We start from the raw sequence: 20,134 nt of genomic DNA, 5'->3' as shown, positions 1-20,134 counted from the left end.
ATAAAGGGGATAGGTATATGAAAAAGGTATTTGTATTCGTAAGCATTTTCTTTTGTTGTTTCCTTTATAACGTTAAGGAAGGGTTTACTGCTAGTCCAATGAAACCTAGTTTTGAAGTGAAGTTATTATTAAAGCCAGAACAAGTATTAGGTTATAACAAAGAGATGAAGCAAGAAGTACTAGAATATTTCCAGGCTGGTACAAATTATGAAAGAATACAAGTGCAATTTTTAGATACAGAAAATAAAAATTTAAGTAATGAAGGTTGGTTTGCGAGGATTCGAAAGAAAGAATTTAGTAAAGATTTTGAGCTAACATATAAAAAAAGATATCCGATTCAAAATGGTGTAATTCAAGATGCACTAGAAGTAGCTAAAAAAGATGGGGTTGATAGTAAAACCGATAATTATGAGGCGGAAGTAGATTGGGGATTTGAGAAGAAAACGTTAAGTATTTCAAATAAGAAAAGTTACCAGGGAAAATGAACAAATGGTTGTATACGAATTGGGGAGAAGCAATGCTCAAGAATTCTCGTATTTATGGTCCTGTATTAATGAAAAGGTATACAGCTCAATTTGAAAATATTAAAACGAATATTGAAGTTTGGCCACTAAGTAATACAGGGAAAATAGAAGATGATTTCGTAATAGAAGTGTCGTTTAAAACAAAAGAGGAAAGTATTGCAAAAGAACAAAGAAAATTATTAATGAAGAGTTTAGAACAAAAAGGATGGCTGTTACCGAAAGATAGTTTGAAGACAGAGCTTATTTTTCAGTGAATAGTAAAAGGAATCCATATACCATGGATTCCTTTTTTAAATATAAGGGTATTAAGCTAAATCAGCTGACACGAACATATCATTATTTTGAAGGTTTTTAGAACGTAAACTATAAGCAACTACTTTCTTTTTATGTTGCTTTACAACATCAACATGCTCTTCATGACTATAAATATAAAATGTAAAATCTTTTTTGCCACGTTTTGCATTGATAATTAAAGGAGTACCTTCATTGTGTGGTGGTGCATAATAGCGATCTAAAAATAAACCTTCGTTAAAATCATGAATAATTTTGGATTTCTTTTCACCTTCTACGTTATTTCCATGGATTGTAACAGTCACATTCTCTTCTTCAAGTTGTGGATGTGTTTCGTACTTGCTAATAATGGATTCAATAACAGTGTTAGGAAGGCTAGAAACAATAATTTTAAATGCCCCAAATACAACTAACATTACAATAAACCAAGTCGTCATAGTATATCATCCCCTTTATTCTATTAAATAATATAACTCATATGGTAATAGTACATATGGTGAAGTTTTGTATAATTTGTGAAAATTTTCCCTGTTTTTGAACGTTTTTTAACAAATGGAGATGTGTAAAGAATAAGAGGGAATATTTGGTATGATAAAAATGTAAAGGTTTTCTATATATTATAAGGGGGTTATAAAATGGGGAAATTAGATGGTAAGGTCGCTTTTGTTACAGGAGCTGCGATGGGGAACGGAGCTGGGATCGCTCATGTATTTGCAGAGCTGGGGGCGAAAGTATTACTTGTTGATATTTCAGAGACAGTTCATGAGACTGCCAAAAATATTGTAAGTAAAGGGTTAGATGCTGCGAGTTATGTAGTCGATGTAGCTGATATGAATGCTGTAAAAGAAGTAACGAAAGATGCATATGAGAAGTACGAAAAGATTGATGTATTAGTAAATAACGCCGGTGTTATTCGACTTGCAAATTTTTTAGATATGTCAGATGAAATGCGTGATTTTCAATTTCAAGTGAATATTAATGGTGTATGGAATTTTTCTAAAGCGGTATTGCCATATATGATTGAGAAAAATTACGGGAAGATTGTGAATATGTCTTCTGTAACAGGGACATTGGTTGCTGATGAAGGTGAAACTGCATATGCAACGACGAAGGCAGCAATTTGGGGATTTACGAAAGCGTTAGCACGTGAAGTTGCAAAACATCATATTACTGTAAATGCAATTTGCCCAGGTTACATTATGACACCAATGGCAGAGCAAATAGCAAATGAATCTGATCCAAATGAGCCGAGTAACGTCATCGATGGAATCGCTTCAGGTGTTCCTTTAGGACGTTTAGGGAAAATAGAAGAAGTAGGTCAGTTAGCAGGGTTTTTAGCATCCGATGAATCAAGCTACATAACGGGTACACATATTGTCATTGATGGCGGTAGCACATTGCCAGAAACAGTTTCAGTCGGTGTAAAGTAAAAGGATTATGAATGAGAGTTTTAGTTCTGTGAATTTTTTGTGAATATGAATGCTAGAAGGAATCTGAAAGAGACTTCTTCTAGCATTATAATGTTATGAATTATTGTGAGAAAAATCAATTTTGTTACAAAAAGTTGAAATCGAAGTAATTTAAAAGAAAAAGGTTTATAATAAAAACATAACTAATAACAACATTACTAATTATAAGGAAGTGTAACTATGAGTACTGTAGCAATCGTGTATGGTATTATTCTTTCTACAATTATCGTTTTATTTTTCGTTGGGGTTTCACGTTATATTCATAAATGGAAAGAATGCGTTGCGAAATTAAATCACATTGAAGAAGAACTAAGTGATTTAATGTTACATCATGGTAAGTAAAAACATTATTTTTTAACGAAACAATGTGAAGAATATCACAAAACATGCTCTCATTATGAGGCGTGTTTTTTTGTTATGTGAATGATTAGGCACATTCGTAAGTTTTTGCCATACGATACAGTGTGAAGGTGGAAATGTTCGGAGTGGAAAAGAGGGATAAAATGAGTAGTTCCGGTTATGTTCCAGATAATAAAAATTTAAAGAAAAGCTCAGGAACTCCAAATCTTTTCTTTGATTCGAGAAAAAATATCTTTTTTAAAAGGGATGAGAAAAACATTGCATATGAAGTTACGTCAACACAGTTACCAGCGATGATAGGAGGAGCGTTTGTTGATTTGTTTATGACAAAAGGGCATATGCGAGAACCGCATTGGCATCCGAATGCGTGGGAGTTGGATGTTGTTGTATCAGGAGAAGCAGTTACATCCATATTAAATCCCGAAACGAATCAATTGCAAAATTATCATGTAAAAGCGGGGCAAACTGTCTTTATTCCAATGGGATGGTGGCATTGGATCACAGCGGTAACAGAAGAAGTACAATTGCATTTGTTCTTCAATAACGATCAGTTTGAAACAGCAGAAGGATCAGACGTACTTAGATTAACACCACCAGAAGTATTTCAAGCTGCATACGGTGTAAGTGCAGAAAAATTGGGAAAGGATCTTTCGCCAATTAAGGACTCAGTTGTAATTGGTCCTCCTAACTCAAATCGACTAAAAAGCGTTAAAGAAAGTGACGACTCAAATATAGTTGTTACGTTAAATGGACATATAACATCATGTGAAATAGAGTAACTCTTTCTTTTTTTAGGAAGAGTTACTCTATTTTGTATAATTTTGTATTTTTATTCGTTATAATTATTATATAGAAGGGAATTTATCCGACATTAACGGGCAATAAAACTCCTACCTCAAAATTCGACTGGAGCAAAGAAGCTAGGTGGGAGATCAACTGCCCGTAAACGTCCGATTGGTTCAACTAATAATTAGTGGGGGATGAACTACCCCCCCACTGATTATAGTTTCACTTTATAGAGGGGGCATATTGTGAACATATTAAAGATTATAGGAATTGTTGCAGGAGTCATTATAGTAGCCGTTATAGCTTTCTTTGTCATTATGAAGTACTATTTATCAAAAGAAGATCCTGATTACGTATTAAAGTACATAAAAGAACATAAAGACGATGAAACATGTTCATTATTTATTAAAAGAAATGGAGAAGTATTAACTTCTATAAATGCAAATAAAAAATTACCATTAGCGAGTACGGCGAAAATCGTAATAGCAGTTGAATTTGCTAAGCAAGTGTCACAAGGAAAGATAAGCCGAGATGAACAAATTTCATTGCAGGAGCTAGAAAAATATTACGTTAAAAACACTGATGGTGGAGCACATCCTGACTGGTTAGAAGATGCTAAAGCGAGAGAATTAGTGAAAAATGGGCAAATCGCTTTAGAAGAAGTTGCTAAAGGGATGATTCATTATAGTTCTAATGCAAATACAACATATTTGTTAGATAAGCTTGGAATAGAAAGAGTAAATGAAAGTATAAAAGAGTTAGAGCTTACTAGTCATGACAAGTTCTCTTCGTATACTGCTTCACTATATATGAGAGGGTATGTAGAAAAAGAGCTTCATGAGCCAGAAAATCAATCGTTAGAAATGATACGTAACATGTCAAAGGATGAGTATAATCAGCATGTGTTACAAATTCATGAATGGATGAAAGATGAAGAAGAATGGAAAAAACGGGATATCCCATTAAAGGTAGATATGGAATTTCAGCGGATTTGGTCAGATCGATTAGTGGGTGCAAACGCCAAAGATTATATGAGTATAATGGAAAAGATAAATAGTAGAAAGTATTTTCCAAAATCAATGCAAGAAGAAATCGAGAACATTTTCAAAGGAACAGTTAAAAATAGTAAGTTCGAATATGCTGGTCAAAAAGGTGGTTCTACCGCATTCGTATTGACAAAAAGCTTGTATACTACAGATAAGAAAGGGAATAAGGTAGAAGTTGTCATGATGTTTAACGATATAGAAGATCAAGTTGCATATCAAAAACTGAGAAATAATGTAGATTATTTTATTCGAGATATTATAACAAGTGAGGAATTCAGAAATAAATTATAACGAAATAATTTTATTATGTAAACAAGATGCTGTTAAAGGTAGGTGTTGAGATGAGGTTGAAGGAGTATATGCTTGAAACGTTTCCAAATTTAGAACTTAGACCACCTCTATTTTATAATGGGGCTATTGGTATTCGTTTTAGATTAGGTGTGGACTATGATTGCAATAACATTTATGAAAATTGCTCATATTTAGAAGGCGTTTATAACAGAGCGATTGCTTTATTTCAGTCTTTACATGCAACAAAAGATGATATTTATATTGTAGTGGATGTAAATGACTATGCAAACGGTGAAACTTTCAAACACAAATTGAATATTTTTTCTAAGTATGTAAAAGAGAAGTCGGCTTTGCTTAAGTTACAGAAAAATACAATCCCTTATGTTTTTCCAGAAGACGATGAAGACGGGGTATATAAAACACATAGATATACTTTGAAATGTAAAGTTTCTGACTTGAAATACATTTCTATGCTAAAAGCAATTTGTAATCAAGATATGGGAATAAAACCGAGTATTTTTCATAGGGTGTATTTTATAAATATAAACAAGAATACTATATTTCACGTTTATGATGATAGAGGTTGTGATGTATTAGCTACCTCTCCTGATACAATTAGGGATATTTATAATACATATAATGATTGGATATTAGAATACGATAGAAATAAAATTGATAAAGTATTTAATTGAATGTAGTCTATTTTAATTGAGGGAAATACCATATGAGGTGTTTCCCTTTTATTAATATGAAAATCAACATTTAAATTTGACAGTACTTATTATAAAGGTAAAGTGATTTGATGGTAATGTATTGAATTTGGATAGAAACGGAAAAGGGAGATGAATAAATGACGACAATATATTTCGTTCGCCATGCCGACTCTACATATACAAAAGAAGAACGGGAGCGTCCTTTATCTGAAAAAGGGTATTGTGATGCAGAGAATGTAACACGTTTGTTAAAAGATAAACATATTGATGCTGTAATTTCAAGTCCGTATAAAAGGGCGATTCAAACTGTGCAAGGAATCGCAAATACATATAATGTAACAATACAAATAGAAGAAGATTTACGTGAAAGATTAGTAAGTACAAAGCCGGTACAGGATTTTAATGATGCTATGGAGAAAGTGTGGAAAGATTGGAATTTTGCCCACAAAGGCGGAGAATCCAATGATGTAGCACAAAGACGCGCTGTAATATGTATGCAAAGTATATTAAAAAAATATAAAGGTAAGAATATTGTAATAGGTACTCATGGGAATATTATGGTATTACTCATGAATTATTTCGATTCGAAATATGATTTTCAGTTTTGGAAAACCCTTCATATGCCTGACGTGTATAAATTAACTTTTGATAATAATTGTTTCATTTCTGCTGAAAGAATACAGTCTACAGATTATCAGATAAAGTGAAAATTTAATCAGTGGGGGTCTTATTGCCCGTTAATGCGGGGTAAATAATTTGTAAAAGTTTATCAAAAAAAGAGGAAAGAGAGATGTTATTGTAGAAGTATGACTTTGTAACATAAAAAATATATGTTAAAGGAGGCTGTTTACATGTTTGAGAAAGAGAAAGAAGGGCTTATTGAAGTTCACAACGTATATGAAATTGCACCAGCAGATGGAGCAATTATTGGTATGGCAACGGAAGAAGAAATGGAAATTGCTGCTGAACTAGAGCTGCAGTACTATGCCCATTCTCGTTTGTTAGAAGCAAATATTCAGTTAGACGGTTCCTCCTACAAAGAGTTACTTCAGGAGTTCCAGGAGTACGAAAGAAAATCAATGAGCTTTTGGCGAGCAATACATAAACGTTTAGCTGTGCCATGGGCATGGGTATTACGTATTGACGTTGCGAATGGCCCTATATATGTAAGTAATGGGAATTCGTATTATGAAGAAATCGATGATGAAGAAGATTATGAATAGATAAGTAAGGAAGCAGCTTTAGTTGCTTCCTTTTTTTATTCGTAGAGATTGAACTGCTTCAATAATAATATTTGGTCGATCATTTTCGATTCCGTGACCAGCATGTTCGGCAAGTATATATTGGTTATTTATTGAGATTTGTAATTGTTCATGAATCAGTTCTTGCCACATTGCTTCAAGTTGTATCGCTTCCTCTTTTGGCATGCCACCCTCAGTCAACTGAGTAATAGAATATTGAGGGTCTCTACCGATAACGATTAAAGGTGTTTCTAATGTTTTATATAGCTTTTTTATTAAGTGAGCACAATTTTTCCACTCACATAGTTCAGAAGCTGTCGCTTTATATAATGAAGGAGAGGTAAAAAATTCAATTTGCTGTCTTGATCGATCGGCTAGCATAGGTTTTAGTTCATTATAAAGCATGTCTACATCCATTTTGGAGTATGTATTATATTTTTGAAGCCACATATCATCAGAATCAGTCTGATCAGAAACTGGTAAATGAAGTTCATCTAATCGGTGTAAGTTCATAGAAGTAGAATCAACTAAAATAAGTGCTTGTAGCTTATCTTCATGTAACATCGCAAAATGTTGTGCACATAAACCTCCATAGGAATGACCGATTAGAATGATAGGTTCGTGAATAGCTAATTTCTGTAGTAACATATGTAGTTCGTTTGTTGCTTGTCTTGTAGTACGCGAATAATTTCCTAGTTCACTTTTTCCGTAACCTGGGCGATGGTATGAAATGACTGTAAAGTGCTGCGAAAGCTTTTCTATAATAGGAAGCCAATCATAAAATGAGCAAGTCATTCCGGTTTGAATAACTACCGTTTGTTTACTACTTCCTTTTATATATACTTCTATAGTTTGCTCCAATACCTCTACAAATTTATAAATAGTAAACCCTCCTAACTAAGCTTGAAATAATTTTTGACAAGCAAAAACAATACACCAAACACCTACACCGAATAAGACCGATGTACTAAGTGAAAATGAGTTTTTTAAACCAATATAAACGATAAATAATAGTAGTGCGGATGCAGGAAATCCATATAGTACGCCTATAGCAAATTGACTCAATTCTTGTTTGTTCCCGCCTTCGAAAGAAATCCAAAATAGACTCAGTAAACTAACGAGAGGAAGGGCAGCAATAAAGCCGCCTATCGTACTAAAATGTTTAGCGACTTCAGTAATAACGCCAATAATAAGTGCAGAAACGATTACTTTAACGAGGAAATGCATATTTTGCCTCCTTCGCTAATAACGAAAAGGCTTTTTCAATTAATTGTTGTTCTTCTTTTGATAACTGTGATTCTAATATTTTTATCTTTTCTTTATCGAGTAAAGTGTGTTTTTCTAATACTTCAATGCCTTCTTTCGTTAAAGTAAGGTTCACAACTCTTTCATCTTTTTTGTTTCTTTCTTTCATAATAAATCCTTTTTGAATAAGGCGTTTTACGTGTTCAGACGCTGTGTTATGAGAGAGACTAAGCTCAGTAGCGACTTTTCCAATTGTTATATCTTTCTCACGAGAAGCGATTTGTAAAATACGAATGGCTTGGTGGGAAAGGTTGTCTTCATATTCATATCGTAAGTGATAATAAATACTTTCCCAATGTTGATTGATGTCTTTCATAATGATAAATCCCCCTATTTTTATATCGTGTAATAAGATATATTCGTGAGTATAGAGATAAAATCCTTTTATTTGGATAAAAAATGTTGAAAAAGTTTATTTTTATTGAAATATAAGGTAATCTATGTGTAAAGGTATACATTTAGCAAGAGAGAGGATGATAGCTGTGAATACATTTAAATGGATGAGTCATGAGCAGATGTATGTAGATGAAATACATGTTGAAAAATGTGGTCCTCTTTCAGTCGGCGTATATGGGGGAAATCAAGAGAGTGATGCATATGAACGAGGAGATGCGGTGCTTGCTTGGTGGGATCCTGAATTACAATTTGAATTTGTTATGATTTTTGATACACACCACAAAACAAAAAATATAGATTACATAATAGAAGCAATTTCAGAAAGAAAAGAGAAACTAAAAGAGTTATTTTCCTATCCGATACATTTAGCTTTTCATCATACGCATATGTACTTATTAGCGTTATTTACAGATGAGCTGTTTATTGAAAAATGTGATCAAGATGATGAGGAACTTTCATGCTTAATTTGTTTACGAAAAGGCGAATTTTTATATTGGCTATCAGTTGGTGATTGTTTCGCATATTTATTCCATTCTGAGAAAACGAAGAATGGTAAAGGGCGATTAAATAAACGGAAGAATTACGAATATATTGGTAGGAAAAATATTTTTGCAGCAAATACCCCTTGTTTTACGTCAGGTGTAAGGGGATTAGAAAAAGGAATGAATCACATTGTAATGGCAACGGACGGTATTTTAGAATGTGATAAACGAAGGTTTGATGATGATCAATCTTTAGTAGAAATATTGCACGACGGAAATAGCCTGCAGATTGAACCAGTATTAACAAATGTACTACAGTGGAAAGGTAGAGATTGTGCCACAATTATTGGATGGTCCATTGACACTGATAATAAACAATGTGCTAATTAATATAAAAGGAGTTCAAGGTTTTTACTCTTGAACTCCTTTTTGTTAAGCGATATGGATGTGATACGTTTTTAACCATTCATTTATTTGAAGCATATATTCCATAGCACTTCTTGCTTCAAAATTGTTAATGTCTTTATTGCTTTGATCGGCAATGGCAAGTAATGTGGAATGATTAATAAGTGAGAAAATAGGATTGTTTTTATTACTGCACATGTCGAGTGATAAATGACGGATCGTTTGTAAATAATGTGGGTCTTGTGAAGTTGGATACGCACTTTTTCTTCTATTGCGTACATCTTCAGGTAAAGCAGGTTGCAGTGCTCTACGTAAAATGCCTTTTTCAATATTATCAATGCTTTTTATATCGAAAGGAACGTTCCATAAATATTCAACTAATCGATAATCGCAAAACGGTACACGAACTTCAAATCCTACAGCCATACTCATACGGTCTTTACGGTCAAGTAAGAATGGGAGAAATCTCGTTAAAAATAAATAAAACATTTGACGTTGTTTTGCGGATTTTTTACTTTCACCTTCAAGAGTAGGGACTTCAAGAATTGCTTCTTGGAATCGTGTATCAATATAGTTTTCTAGATTACATTGGTTACTTACTTCATTTAGTAGAAGAGGAGATGTATTTTTCCAATTTGTTAGCCAAGGAAACTTATCTACATATAGTAATTCTTCTTGATGAAACCAAGGGTATCCACCGAATACTTCATCAGCAGATTCGCCGGATAAAGCTACGGTCGCATCTTTTTTCATTTCGCAAAATAGTAAATATAGTGAAGTTTCCATTTCACCAGCACTCGGTAAATCTTTTGCATGGAGGGGAACGAATAAGTGATTTGCTAATTCTTCAGCATTCACAATAATATCATGATGAGATGTTCCTACATGTTCAGAAACGCGTTTTACCCAAGGAGCGTCTAAACCAGTGCGAGCAAATGTCAGCTCGAAATCTTTTGCGCTATTTACAAAGTCAACGGAATACGTATGAAGTGTTTTATTTTCAGCAGCAAATTCTTTCCCCGCTAGTGCAGTAATACCGCTAGAATCTAATCCTCCTGATAACATACAGACAAGAGGAACATCGGTAATTAATTGTCTTTTTACTGTATCTTGTAAAATAGATAAAATATGTGATGATGTATCTTCTATAGAATCTGTATGGACCTTACTTTCTAAATTCCAATACTTCGTAACTACTTTTTTCTCACGTGTAAATGTTATAGAATGTCCGGCACGCACTTCTTGAATATGTTGAAAGACGCCACATCCTGGAGTTCGAAATAAGCCTAATCCAAATATTTCATTTATGCCATCCGCATCAATTTCAGCAGGAACAGATGGATGAGCTAATAATGCTTTTATTTCAGATCCGAAAATTATACTGTCATTTCTTTCTGTATAAAAGAGTGGCTTTACGCCTAAATGATCACGTGCTAAAAATAATTGTTGCTTTTGATCATCCCATATTGCAAAGGCAAAAATACCATTTAAATGTTGTACGCAGTCTTCTCTCCATTCTAAATATGCATGTAGTAATACTTCTGTATCTGAATGCGTTTCAAATGCATGACCACATTTTCGAAGCTGTTCTCTAAGCTCACGGAAATTATAAATTTCTCCATTATAAGTAAGAGCATACGTATAATCACCAGCACGAAATGTCTTCGGCTGCGTCCCGCCTTCTGGATCAATAACAATTAAACGCCGGTGTGCAAAGGCCGCACGAGGTGAAAACCAGAACCCTTCAGCATCAGGCCCGCGATGCTGAATACGATTTGCCATCTTTTTTAAAATAACATGTTGATTTGAAAGGTTTTCCTTCCAATCTACCCAACCTGTAATTCCACACATACACATCTCATCTCCTAATTTAAAATGTTGAAAAGTAGATTAATGAAATAAAATGTACACCTAGTTAAAGGATGACCATATAAATAGTGTACTACATGAATTAAAGTGTAGACTTGAGAAAATTTTCTTTGAATGCGTAGTTATGTGAGACAATGGCTAAGGGAAAGTATTCCATTACATACAAAAAATAAAAAAAGATGAGAGAAAATATTTTGTAAGACGTTATATAGGGTGTAAAAGCTTTTACAAAAATATAAGGGGAATCGCTACATGAAATCGAATGAGAAAAATTTTATAAAAAGATTACAGCGGCAAAAAGAAGATGCGCTAGAATTTGTTATCGATACATACTTACCACTCATAAAGGGGATTACGCACAAAGTTCTTCTTCCAGTTCAAAATGATGGACTCATAGAGGAATGTGTAAACGATATATTTCTTTCCATTTGGATTAACGCAAATAAGTTTCATGGAGAGCCGAATGATTTTAAAAAATGGATTGCAGCGATCGCAAAATTTAAGGCGATTGATTATTACCGGAAAGCGACTAAAAAAGTAGAAATTATTTCAGATGAGTTTCATATCAGTACGGAAAAATCAGCGGAAGACGAATTAATCGTTATGGAAGATAGGGAAGAATTATTGAAGCTTATTAATCAATTAGAACCGTTAGATCAAAAAGTGTTCATTATGAAATATCTCCTTGGTATGAAGACAGAGGAAATCGGGGAGAAATTAGGATTAACCAGGGCAGCGATAGATAATCGTGTGTACCGGGGAAAAAAGAAACTACAACAAAATGCTACGAATATTAGTTTTGGAGGTAGTGCAATATGAAAGACATTTATGAACTATTAAATAATATTGATATAGATGAAAAAGAACTTGAGGAAATTGAGGCTTCTGAAATTGAAAAAGAAAAAGTAAAACGCAATGTAAAACAATCGATACGTACGAAGAAAAAGATGAAAAGTTGGAAAAAAGGTGTTGCTGCTGCATCTATTTTAGTAGGGTTATCAGTCGCAACGCTTGGTATTGGGTTTCCTACATATGCAGGGGGATTGCCAATTGTAGGTGATATATTCCGATTTTTAGATAATGGTAGAACAGGGTTATATGAAAATTATAAGGAGTTTTCGACTGAATTGAATATGACGAGAGAGAGTAATGGGGTTAAGGTTACAATTAATGATGCTGTGTTCGATGGTAGAACAATCACACTCACATATTCTATCGAGAGTGATAAAGACTTAGGAGAGAAACCGTTCCCATTTGGAAGTCCGCAAGTTATGGGCTTTAATGGCGGAGGAGGTAGTTCGAACGTTACAAAAGTTGGAGAGGGAAAATATGTAGGTATGACTACGATGAGTGGTCATGGTAGTGAAAGGTTAGATGTTGCAAATGTTTGGTGGGATATAGAGGCAATTGAGTTGGATTATGAAGGTAATGCAATAAAGGGGAACTGGAATTTCGCGCTTAGTTTAAAAGCAATGGATAGTAAGGAAGTAAAGGTTAATAGGGTTTCTGAAAATGAATTAATAAAAGTAAATATAGACAAAATGGAAGTAACCCCGATGTCATTTATCGTTTTTTTCAATCAGGAAGAATCTAAGACGTTACGAAGTATATGGGATAGCGCTGATGTGGAATTAGAAATAAAAGATGATTTAGGAAATAAATATGCAGGTGAAGGAAATGGAGGAACTAGTACAGTAGCAGAGCCACATAAAAGTAGTTGGAGTGCTACATTCCAAAAGTTGAACGAAAATGCAACAAAGCTTATCGTTACACCTCGCGTACACTTACGAGTTCATACACCTGAAAATCATGGTGGAGTGGAGTATGTGAATGGAAAAGAGAAGAAAATTGAAGTGCCGAAAAAAGAAGCGAAGAGTAAAGATATAGTGTTAGATGATATTGTCATTGATTTAAAGAAATAGAAGAGAGACTGCCTAAAACCATTAGGCAGTCTTTTTTCGTTAAGAATTAGTTACGAGCAATGCATGCGGATGCTGCGTTTTATATTCATCTTTCCACGGAATGTTTAGTTGTTCCCACGATTCGCCGCTAGTAGTGGATTGAAACACGCCATTGTTATTTAAAGTGTAAAATGTATGTGGTTCTGCTTCGTTTGTCGCAAACATCGAAATAACTGTACCGATTGCTGATGGTAGTCCTTGCTGTACTTGCTGGAACGGAGTATCTTTCGTTTTACGATAAATAAAAGATTCATAAGGTATACGGTGATGAGCGAGATCAGCACTCGGTGCGGCAGAAACGAGAATTGTATCGCAATCAGCCGGATCGATAGCCAAGCTGTATAAATAATGATGTTCAAGTCCTTCACTGCATGAGATCCAGCTGTTTCCGCTGTTATAACTTTCAAGGTATGCGCGATCAGGTCCGCCCATAAATCCGTCACCACATGATGCATAAAGGCGATTTGGGGCTTGAGGGTGCATAAGTAATTGATGAGCATCGATAGGAGCACCGAATTTTTTATCAATCCATGTATGCCCTTTATCGTTACTTTGAATAACAGCACCAGCTTCAATTGAAACATGGATTGTATTCGGATTCTGTGGATCCACTGTAATCCAGCGTACGTGATGAGTAAAAGGTCTAGGCGGGAAAGCCCACGTATAAGAAGATAATAATGATTTCATATTTTTCATTTCCGTCCACGTTTCACCACCATTTTCTGAGCGGAATAAAGCGCTCGGTTCTGTGCCGACATAAACGACGCCATAGCCGTTAACTTGTTCATTAGGGCTTATCGTAATGGAAGTGATCGAAGAATGTAAAATACCATCTTCTTTTAGAAAATCAAAGTAACGATAAGAATCTCCAATTGGTCTCCATGAATCTCCGCTATCGTCACTTAACCAGAGACCTCGTCCAAATGTTCCGCAATATACACGATTCTTTTGAAATGGATCAACAGCGATACAGGTAGGTTGCATATTTTGTAAGTGATACGCTGTTTCATAGTTACCATATTGTTCTTTCACTACAACAAGTTCACGCTCCATACAGAGAAATAAACGTTTCATTTCGTAACCTCCTTAAAAATTCTTTCTTTAGTAAACAATATGAAAATAAAAAAGAAGTAGTCTTGTTTTTATTTGAGAAAAAGGACTTATTTGAAAAGCAGCGAAGTGTGTATACAGAGGAATTAGGATAAAGATGGGGAGTTTGTTTCATACTAACATACAGATATTGCACTTAAAGGAGCGTTTGTATGGGACATTCACATGATCACGGTCATTCTAACAATAAAAAAGCGCTACTAATTGCTTTCGTACTAACGACAAGTTTTATGATTGCTGAAGTAATTGGGGGATTTGTAACAAATAGTTTAGCACTACTATCTGACGCGGGGCATATGTTAAGTGATGCAGTATCTTTAGCGTTAAGTTTACTTGCGTTCAAGCTTGGAGAAAAAACAGCAACAACTGCGAAAACATACGGGTATAAGCGAGTCGAAATGTTAGTGGCATTATGTAACGGTGTCGTTCTTATTGTCATTTCATTATACATTTTTATTGAAGCAATTCGCCGTTTTAAAGAACCAGTTGAGATTGCTAGTAATGGGATGCTCATTATTGCTGTACTTGGTCTGCTTATTAATATTTTATCAGCTGGGATATTAATGAGAGGCGGAGATGTGAAGGGTAACTTGAATTTAAGAAGTGCTTTCCTACACGTATTAGGCGATCTATTAGGATCAGTCGGAGCGATTATTGCAGCGCTATGTATTAAATTTTTCGGATGGACTGTTGCTGATGCGATTGCTAGTATTCTTGTGTCTATTTTAGTCATTATTAGCGGATGGCGTGTAACACGTGATACGGTCCATATATTAATGGAAGGTGCACCCCAGCATATAAATGTTGAAGAGGTAAAAAGTACATTATTAAATATTACGGTTGTAAAAGAAGTTCATGATTTGCACATATGGTCTGTCACATCTGATTTTCAAGTATTAACTTGCCACTTAATTATTAAAGGTAATGAAACGCAAAATGTATTAATAGAGGCTACGGATGTATTAAAGGAGAAGTTTCATGTAGAACATGTCACCATTCAAGTAGAAATAGATGGTGAATTTCATCATATTGAGACAACTTGCAAAGTATGAAAGAAAAAGGATAAGAAAAAGTGTCATAACATTTTTCGCGGAGCATACATATATATAATGTGGCCACAAATACTTTGTAAGGTAAATATTTCATGAAATTACTTTACTTATAAAGAGTCATCTTTTATAATCAAAAGTGGTAATTGATAAAGATTATCATTTTCAATGATTGTAGAAAGGAGTTTTTTAAAAGATGAGTAGTCAACTCCGTTTTGCTGTTGAAAATCGTAAGAGGCATTTAATTGATGAGTTAATTGGGGCAGGTGTGTTTAAAATTCGTGACCGACAATTATACGAGCTGTCTTTAGAGGAATTGGAAGAAGAGTACGAAGATATGGAAAATTATGCAGATATTCAGGCATAACTATATAGATTAGTAAAAGGAGAGCTGGTTACGATTTTGTGTAACCAGCTCTCTTATTATTTCGTAGAAATTATTTTTTGTATTTCTTTCATTGGACGGAGCCAGTTTTGAGACATCATTTGTTCCAATTGTTTTTCGTCCTGCTTTTGCAATGCTTGAATGATAGAGTGATGTTCTTCAATAGATTGACTTGCTGGAACAAAGTTTTGGAAAAACAAATATTCAAGGCGTAAAACATGAAGTTGCATATTTTCTAGAAAGGGTTCAATATATTGGTTTTTAGCAATAGAAGAAATTGTATTGTGAAATTGTATATCTAATTCTAAAGCTTGTTTTGCGTTTTTTTTCTCTATAGAGCGCTGGAAATCATCATTTATTTCAAAAAGTAGTTTCATATCAGAGTCTGTAATATTTTGAAGTGCTTGCTTTCCTATAATAGAGTGAAGGCCAGCCATTGTTTCATAAATAATAGATACGTCGTCTAACTTAATAGGAGCAATTTTTGTTTTTTGTCCAGGTACCATTTCCACTAATCCAGAAAGCTCTAATATTTGAAGTGCTTCTCTTACAGGTGTTCTGCTTACTCCTAGTGCTTCAGCCAACTCCCCATCATTAATTTTTTCATCAGGCTGCAGTACACCTTCAATAATCCAATCTTGTAGTTGATTTAAAACGAGTGATTTTGCCGAAACTCTTCCTGGTTTTTTATAATTTTGAGGGACAGGCATAGTGAATTCAATCCTTTCATTGTATATTCTTCTTTTTCTCATGAACAAGCTTTAATTCTGGTTTCCCTTTATCCGGTTTTTGGCTTAAGATGAGCACCATTACAATGACACAAAAAGCCCCTAATAACTGAAAAGATTGAAATGGTACGTGTAATATAAGTACAGAAGAAATAATAGCTGCGAGTGGTTCTGTACAACCGAATAATGTCGTTTCTTTCGGAGTCAGGTATCGTATGCTGTCTAAGTATAAATAAAATGCAATAAGTGTCCCAAAAATGACGACAAATGTGATGAGCGGTAGGGTACTTAGTTTTACATACTTCATAGTCGATAATAAAATGAATTCTTTCGTAGAAATAAAGTGTAGAAGCGTTACACCAATACCCCCAATAATCATGCCCCATCCAACGATAACAGAGGAAGACCATCTTTCTAGTAATCCCTTTGAATATAAACTATAAAAAGCAAGAGATAATCCAGATAAAATACCCAAAATAATAGCTGGTGTAGAAACAGCTAAGTTATGAATGGACCCGTTTGTTAGTAAGAGAAAAGTGCCTACTAATGAAAGGGTAATGGAAATGAAATCAATTTTTGATGGACGAACGTTCCATTTGAAAAGTAAGTATACAGTAATAAATATAGGAGCTAAATATTGTAATAATGTTGCGACGGCGGCATTTCCTTCTTTAATAGAAGCAAAATACGTGTACTGAACAGCAAGCATACCGAATAGGCCAAACAATATCATTTTAGTAGCATCAGATTTTTGTTTCCATATACCGAATATTTCTTTTTTGTTCGTTCCGAATGATGAAATAATGAGCAAGATAACGCCCGATATAAGCAATCGGATTGTAACTAACCATTCGGTTGAAACATTTTCATATTGAAAAAGTTGTTGTGCTGCTGTTCCGGACAAGCCCCATAAACAAGCACCGATTACAACCATAATGATTCCTTTTAAACGATTTGGATTCATATAGTTTTAATTCTCCTTCTCTAAAAATAAGTTTTGGATACAGTATGCAATATATCACGAAATGAATAAAAAATAAACTGAAATTTCTGTGTTATAAGGTGGGAAGTTGAGTAGTTCCAGTTATGTTTACGATACAAGTAAATAGGTTAAATAAAGCGAGATAAAATTATAAAATTAAATCATAATCAAGCGGATAAAAAAATAAAGATAAGAGTAATTTGGTTTGTTAAAAATATGTGTAGAAGGAGACATGTGATGAGCTGGGTTACTCATAAACCAACATTTGAATTTGATCAATATAGTCCATATATTCGTATGAATTCTGCGTGGGTGGGACATTTAAACTTTGCTTATGATTTAGTAAGATTTGAAAAGCCAGAAATATTAGTTGAGTTAGGTACCCATTTAGGAGCTTCTTTTTTCAGTTTTTGCCAAGGGGTAAAAGATGGAGGATTATCTACAAAATGTTTTGCTGTAGATACTTGGGCAGGAGATGAGCATACAGGTCCATATGGAGAAGGTGTTTTTCAAATAGTGAGTAAATACACGGACATGAGTTACCCTCATATAGGTAATTTAATTCGGTCTACTTTTGACGAGGCTGTGGATCAGTTTCAAGATGGAACAATAAATTTGTTGCATATTGATGGCTATCATACGTATGAAGCAGTTTCTCATGACTATAAAACATGGTTACCGAAACTTGCGAATAACGGTATCGTGTTATTTCACGATATTGAGGTGAAAAATCGGAACTTCGGTGTGTATAAATTTTGGGATGAGGTCAAAGCGAAGTATCCTCATTTTCAGTTTGAGCATTCATATGGGCTCGGAGTGTTATTTCCGAAAGGTTGTAGCGATAAGTTTGTGGAAATACTTAAAAATAAAGAAGAAATACAAGATATGTATAAATAAAAGTAGAGCATGCATCATTTGAATGATGTGTGCTTTTTTATGTGTAGAATAATGATATTCCTTAAAAAGGTGAGGATAATAGTAAAAAGTTTTATGGTGGCAAATATTAAAAAAGTTACTCTTTGATTGTTATATATAAAAAATGTAACATTTTTTATATTTTCCATTGCGAAAAGTAGCATCTACTTTTACAATAGAAAAGGTGTCCGTATATTATACTGGAAAAATAAATCGAAATAATATGAAAATTTTGTTTTGTCTTCGCTAATTGTATATTACATACATGTAAGACGACATACGTCATGTTATCGACTTGTAAGGAGAGAAAAAAATGAAAAGTGTAAGATTACCATCGATGCTAGAAATCATAGTTCTTTTATTACTATTTCTTGCTGTTGTCTTTTCCTTCCAAACGATTTTTGATCTCCCAATTCAATTAGCGCTATTTATTTCATGGTTTTTAGTAATTGCGCTTGGATTAAGATTAGGATTTCGTTATCAAGAATTGCAAGATGCAATTACGAAAGGGATTTCTAACGGATTAGAAGCAATACTGATTTTAGTGGCAGTAGGTGCTTTAATTGGAACGTGGATTGCTGGTGGCGTAGTACCAACATTAATCTATTATGGATTAGAGTTTATTCACCCTAGCATATTCCTATTAGCAACATTAATTATTTGTTCTATAACTTCTATCGCGACAGGAACATCATGGGGAACAGTTGGAACGGCAGGTATTGCTATGATGGCGATTGGTGAAGGACTTGGCTTACCACTTCCGCTTGTTGCTGGTGCAGTTCTTTCAGGAGCTTATTTCGGCGACAAATTATCGCCACTTTCTGACAGTACAGTTCTTGCAGCTTCTATGGCAAAAGTAGATGTTATTGCTCACGTTCGAGCTATGCTCGTATTAGATGTTCCGGCTTATATTATTACTAGCATTATGTTTACTGTAGCTGGTTGGATGTATGGCGGCGATAATGTAGACTTGAATCGAGTAGAGTTTTTAAAAGAAGCTTTATTAAAGGAATTTGATATTAAAATATGGATGCTTGTTCCGGCGGTCATTGTTATTGCTTTATTAGCGATGAAGAAACCGTCTATGCCAACAATTGCAATGGGAGCTTTAATTGGTGCAATTTGGGCAACTCTTTTCCAAGGAATGAACTTTGGAGAGGCGATTGGAACAGCGTATAACGGATTCTCAATTCAATCTGGTGTTGAGTTTGTTGACAAGTTATTAAACCGTGGTGGAATTAACGGTATGCTTGGCTCAGTAGCCGTTATTATTTTCGGTTTAGGATTTGGTGGATTACTTGAAAAACTAGGTGTTTTAAAAGTAATTGTATCAAAATTTGAGAAGAAATTAAATTCTGCAGGTAATGTAACATTGTCTACATTAATCGTGGCATTCTTAGCTAATATATTTGGTTGTGCGATGTACGTATCACTGATTTTAACACCAAAAATTATGGAAGATAGCTATGATAAATTAAAAATAGACCGCCGTGTATTAGCACGTAACTCAGAGGTAGGTGGAACGTTAACTTCTGGTATGGTTCCGTGGTCAGATAATGGTATTTTTATGGCTGGTATTTTAGGTGTAGCAACATTCTCATACGTTCCGTTTATGTGGTTAAGCTTTGTTTCATTAATTTTGGCAGTTATTTACGGATATACAGGCAAATTCATTTGGTATGTAGATGATGCTGAAAAAGGAAAGGAAGCATCATAAAAAAATACCTTCTGCGATGGCAGAAGGTATTTTTTTTATATATACGAGTGAGAATTCTTATCATTTGGATGAAAGTCTGTTAAAATGAGAAATGTAGGTATTTTATTTT

General features: G+C 34.2%; 22 protein-coding genes and 1 pseudogene. 15 read left to right on the top strand and 8 right to left on the bottom strand.

Translation table 11 applies throughout. The features are described 5' to 3' along the window. Positions 1-17 precede the first annotated feature (17 nt). Positions 18-778, top strand: a pseudogene (locus tag ACUN28_RS20950) (hypothetical protein). A 51-nt stretch (positions 779-829) separates the two neighbouring features. On the opposite strand, the gene ACUN28_RS20945 reads toward ACUN28_RS20950, so the two are convergent. Then, on the bottom strand, positions 830-1,252 hold the full coding sequence (locus ACUN28_RS20945) for a YfmQ family protein (protein ID WP_016088492.1): 423 nt from the start codon (positions 1,250-1,252) through the stop codon (positions 830-832). Between the two features lie 198 nt (positions 1,253-1,450). On the opposite strand from ACUN28_RS20945, the gene ucpA reads away from it, so the two are divergent. The 7 genes from ucpA to ACUN28_RS20910 all read left to right on the top strand — a co-directional run bounded on the left by ucpA (position 1,451) and on the right by ACUN28_RS20910 (position 6,703). Beyond that, complete coding sequence (ucpA, locus tag ACUN28_RS20940) at positions 1,451-2,245, top strand: SDR family oxidoreductase UcpA (RefSeq protein WP_098405122.1); 795 nt, start codon at positions 1,451-1,453, stop codon at positions 2,243-2,245. Positions 2,246-2,464: 219 nt separating this feature from the next. Continuing rightward, positions 2,465-2,626 carry a hypothetical protein gene (locus ACUN28_RS20935; RefSeq protein ID WP_016088490.1) on the top strand — a complete coding sequence of 54 codons (162 nt, stop codon included), beginning with the start codon at positions 2,465-2,467 and terminating at the stop codon, positions 2,624-2,626. 161 nt (positions 2,627-2,787) lie between these two features. Further along, the gene (locus tag ACUN28_RS20930) at positions 2,788-3,423 is read left to right on the top strand and encodes a cupin domain-containing protein (RefSeq protein WP_116349649.1); all 636 of its coding nucleotides are present in this window, start codon (positions 2,788-2,790) and stop codon (positions 3,421-3,423) included. Between the two features lie 252 nt (positions 3,424-3,675). Then, positions 3,676-4,767 (top strand): serine hydrolase, encoded by a 1,092-nt coding sequence (locus tag ACUN28_RS20925; protein ID WP_098506227.1) that lies wholly within the window; start codon positions 3,676-3,678, stop codon positions 4,765-4,767. A gap of 50 nt (positions 4,768-4,817) precedes the next feature. Beyond that, a complete protein-coding gene (locus ACUN28_RS20920) occupies positions 4,818-5,459 on the top strand; it encodes a DUF3885 domain-containing protein (RefSeq protein WP_016088487.1) in 642 nt (213 codons plus the stop codon). Positions 5,460-5,617: 158 nt separating this feature from the next. After that, positions 5,618-6,187: a histidine phosphatase family protein gene (locus ACUN28_RS20915; protein WP_445423415.1), complete on the top strand. Its 570-nt coding sequence runs from the start codon at positions 5,618-5,620 to the stop codon at positions 6,185-6,187. Between the two features lie 144 nt (positions 6,188-6,331). Beyond that, positions 6,332-6,703, top strand: coding sequence for a hypothetical protein (locus ACUN28_RS20910; RefSeq protein WP_016088485.1), 372 nt, complete (start codon positions 6,332-6,334; stop codon positions 6,701-6,703). A gap of 18 nt (positions 6,704-6,721) precedes the next feature. Here the strand turns inward: ACUN28_RS20910 and ACUN28_RS20905 are convergent, their stop codons facing one another. The 3 genes from ACUN28_RS20905 to ACUN28_RS20895 are packed head-to-tail and all read right to left on the bottom strand — an operon-like array spanning position 6,722 to position 8,342. Continuing rightward, positions 6,722-7,582, bottom strand: coding sequence for an alpha/beta fold hydrolase (locus tag ACUN28_RS20905; protein ID WP_016088484.1), 861 nt, complete (start codon positions 7,580-7,582; stop codon positions 6,722-6,724). Positions 7,583-7,618: 36 nt separating this feature from the next. Continuing rightward, positions 7,619-7,948 (bottom strand): DUF3147 family protein, encoded by a 330-nt coding sequence (locus tag ACUN28_RS20900; RefSeq protein ID WP_016088483.1) that lies wholly within the window; start codon positions 7,946-7,948, stop codon positions 7,619-7,621. After that, entirely contained in the window at positions 7,932-8,342 is a 411-nt protein-coding gene (locus tag ACUN28_RS20895) for a MarR family winged helix-turn-helix transcriptional regulator (RefSeq protein ID WP_016088482.1), read from the bottom strand. Before ACUN28_RS20895 ends, ACUN28_RS20900 begins: the two co-directional genes overlap by 17 nt. A 124-nt stretch (positions 8,343-8,466) precedes the next feature. On the opposite strand from ACUN28_RS20895, the gene ACUN28_RS20890 reads away from it, so the two are divergent. Further along, entirely contained in the window at positions 8,467-9,294 is an 828-nt protein-coding gene (locus ACUN28_RS20890; RefSeq protein WP_016088481.1) for a protein phosphatase 2C domain-containing protein, read from the top strand. Positions 9,295-9,336: 42 nt separating this feature from the next. Here the strand turns inward: ACUN28_RS20890 and asnB are convergent, their stop codons facing one another. Further along, positions 9,337-11,160 carry an asparagine synthase (glutamine-hydrolyzing) gene (gene asnB / locus ACUN28_RS20885; RefSeq protein ID WP_033660055.1) on the bottom strand — a complete coding sequence of 608 codons (1,824 nt, stop codon included), beginning with the start codon at positions 11,158-11,160 and terminating at the stop codon, positions 9,337-9,339. A 270-nt stretch (positions 11,161-11,430) separates the two neighbouring features. On the opposite strand from asnB, the gene ACUN28_RS20880 reads away from it, so the two are divergent. Continuing rightward, complete coding sequence (locus ACUN28_RS20880; protein ID WP_016088479.1) at positions 11,431-11,997, top strand: sigma-70 family RNA polymerase sigma factor; 567 nt, start codon at positions 11,431-11,433, stop codon at positions 11,995-11,997. Next, positions 11,994-13,100 carry a DUF4179 domain-containing protein gene (locus ACUN28_RS20875; protein WP_016088478.1) on the top strand — a complete coding sequence of 369 codons (1,107 nt, stop codon included), beginning with the start codon at positions 11,994-11,996 and terminating at the stop codon, positions 13,098-13,100. Before ACUN28_RS20880 ends, ACUN28_RS20875 begins: the two co-directional genes overlap by 4 nt. 39 nt (positions 13,101-13,139) lie before the next feature. Here the strand turns inward: ACUN28_RS20875 and ACUN28_RS20870 are convergent, their stop codons facing one another. Continuing rightward, positions 13,140-14,213: a glycosyl hydrolase gene (locus tag ACUN28_RS20870; protein ID WP_016088477.1), complete on the bottom strand. Its 1,074-nt coding sequence runs from the start codon at positions 14,211-14,213 to the stop codon at positions 13,140-13,142. A 188-nt stretch (positions 14,214-14,401) separates the two neighbouring features. Here ACUN28_RS20870 and ACUN28_RS20865 point away from each other — a divergent pair, with 188 nt between their 5' ends. Beyond that, complete coding sequence (locus ACUN28_RS20865) at positions 14,402-15,301, top strand: cation diffusion facilitator family transporter (RefSeq protein ID WP_098506230.1); 900 nt, start codon at positions 14,402-14,404, stop codon at positions 15,299-15,301. A 193-nt stretch (positions 15,302-15,494) separates the two neighbouring features. Beyond that, the gene (gene fbpA / locus ACUN28_RS20860) at positions 15,495-15,665 is read left to right on the top strand and encodes a Fur-regulated basic protein FbpA (protein WP_016088475.1); all 171 of its coding nucleotides are present in this window, start codon (positions 15,495-15,497) and stop codon (positions 15,663-15,665) included. Positions 15,666-15,721: 56 nt separating this feature from the next. Here fbpA and ACUN28_RS20855 read toward each other — a convergent pair whose 3' ends face one another. Both ACUN28_RS20855 and ACUN28_RS20850 read right to left on the bottom strand, forming a co-directional pair. Beyond that, positions 15,722-16,393 carry a GntR family transcriptional regulator gene (locus ACUN28_RS20855; RefSeq protein WP_016088474.1) on the bottom strand — a complete coding sequence of 224 codons (672 nt, stop codon included), beginning with the start codon at positions 16,391-16,393 and terminating at the stop codon, positions 15,722-15,724. 16 nt (positions 16,394-16,409) lie between these two features. Then, positions 16,410-17,375, bottom strand: a complete 966-nt coding sequence (locus ACUN28_RS20850) for a DMT family transporter (RefSeq protein ID WP_016088473.1) — start codon at positions 17,373-17,375, stop codon at positions 16,410-16,412. Between the two features lie 255 nt (positions 17,376-17,630). Here ACUN28_RS20850 and ACUN28_RS20845 point away from each other — a divergent pair, with 255 nt between their 5' ends. Together ACUN28_RS20845 and nhaC are read left to right on the top strand one after the other, a co-directional pair. Continuing rightward, positions 17,631-18,290 carry a class I SAM-dependent methyltransferase gene (locus ACUN28_RS20845; RefSeq protein WP_016088472.1) on the top strand — a complete coding sequence of 220 codons (660 nt, stop codon included), beginning with the start codon at positions 17,631-17,633 and terminating at the stop codon, positions 18,288-18,290. 331 nt (positions 18,291-18,621) lie between these two features. Next, positions 18,622-20,025: a Na+/H+ antiporter NhaC gene (gene nhaC, locus ACUN28_RS20840; RefSeq protein WP_016088471.1), complete on the top strand. Its 1,404-nt coding sequence runs from the start codon at positions 18,622-18,624 to the stop codon at positions 20,023-20,025. Positions 20,026-20,134 lie beyond the last annotated feature (109 nt).

The organism is Bacillus sp. WC2507, assembly GCF_052656125.1.
This window is presented reverse-complemented; position numbering and strand designations above follow the sequence as displayed.

What these genes read in the sequence shown, in the direction of transcription:
- ACUN28_RS20945 (WP_016088492.1), bottom strand. Translation starts at nt 1,252, where the DNA reads ATGACGACTTGGTTTATTGTAATGTTAGTTGTATTTGGGGCATTTAAA.
- ucpA (WP_098405122.1), top strand. Translation starts at nt 1,451, where the DNA reads ATGGGGAAATTAGATGGTAAGGTCGCTTTTGTTACAGGAGCTGCGATG.
- ACUN28_RS20935 (WP_016088490.1), top strand. Translation starts at nt 2,465, where the DNA reads ATGAGTACTGTAGCAATCGTGTATGGTATTATTCTTTCTACAATTATC.
- ACUN28_RS20930 (WP_116349649.1), top strand. Translation starts at nt 2,788, where the DNA reads ATGAGTAGTTCCGGTTATGTTCCAGATAATAAAAATTTAAAGAAAAGC.
- ACUN28_RS20920 (WP_016088487.1), top strand. Translation starts at nt 4,818, where the DNA reads ATGAGGTTGAAGGAGTATATGCTTGAAACGTTTCCAAATTTAGAACTT.
- ACUN28_RS20915 (WP_445423415.1), top strand. Translation starts at nt 5,618, where the DNA reads ATGACGACAATATATTTCGTTCGCCATGCCGACTCTACATATACAAAA.
- ACUN28_RS20910 (WP_016088485.1), top strand. Translation starts at nt 6,332, where the DNA reads ATGTTTGAGAAAGAGAAAGAAGGGCTTATTGAAGTTCACAACGTATAT.
- ACUN28_RS20900 (WP_016088483.1), bottom strand. Translation starts at nt 7,948, where the DNA reads ATGCATTTCCTCGTTAAAGTAATCGTTTCTGCACTTATTATTGGCGTT.
- ACUN28_RS20895 (WP_016088482.1), bottom strand. Translation starts at nt 8,342, where the DNA reads ATGAAAGACATCAATCAACATTGGGAAAGTATTTATTATCACTTACGA.
- ACUN28_RS20890 (WP_016088481.1), top strand. Translation starts at nt 8,467, where the DNA reads ATGTGTAAAGGTATACATTTAGCAAGAGAGAGGATGATAGCTGTGAAT.
- asnB (WP_033660055.1), bottom strand. Translation starts at nt 11,160, where the DNA reads ATGTGTGGAATTACAGGTTGGGTAGATTGGAAGGAAAACCTTTCAAAT.
- ACUN28_RS20880 (WP_016088479.1), top strand. Translation starts at nt 11,431, where the DNA reads ATGAAATCGAATGAGAAAAATTTTATAAAAAGATTACAGCGGCAAAAA.
- ACUN28_RS20875 (WP_016088478.1), top strand. Translation starts at nt 11,994, where the DNA reads ATGAAAGACATTTATGAACTATTAAATAATATTGATATAGATGAAAAA.
- ACUN28_RS20870 (WP_016088477.1), bottom strand. Translation starts at nt 14,213, where the DNA reads ATGAAACGTTTATTTCTCTGTATGGAGCGTGAACTTGTTGTAGTGAAA.
- ACUN28_RS20865 (WP_098506230.1), top strand. Translation starts at nt 14,402, where the DNA reads ATGGGACATTCACATGATCACGGTCATTCTAACAATAAAAAAGCGCTA.
- fbpA (WP_016088475.1), top strand. Translation starts at nt 15,495, where the DNA reads ATGAGTAGTCAACTCCGTTTTGCTGTTGAAAATCGTAAGAGGCATTTA.
- ACUN28_RS20855 (WP_016088474.1), bottom strand. Translation starts at nt 16,393, where the DNA reads ATGCCTGTCCCTCAAAATTATAAAAAACCAGGAAGAGTTTCGGCAAAA.
- ACUN28_RS20850 (WP_016088473.1), bottom strand. Translation starts at nt 17,375, where the DNA reads ATGAATCCAAATCGTTTAAAAGGAATCATTATGGTTGTAATCGGTGCT.
- ACUN28_RS20845 (WP_016088472.1), top strand. Translation starts at nt 17,631, where the DNA reads ATGAGCTGGGTTACTCATAAACCAACATTTGAATTTGATCAATATAGT.
- nhaC (WP_016088471.1), top strand. Translation starts at nt 18,622, where the DNA reads ATGAAAAGTGTAAGATTACCATCGATGCTAGAAATCATAGTTCTTTTA.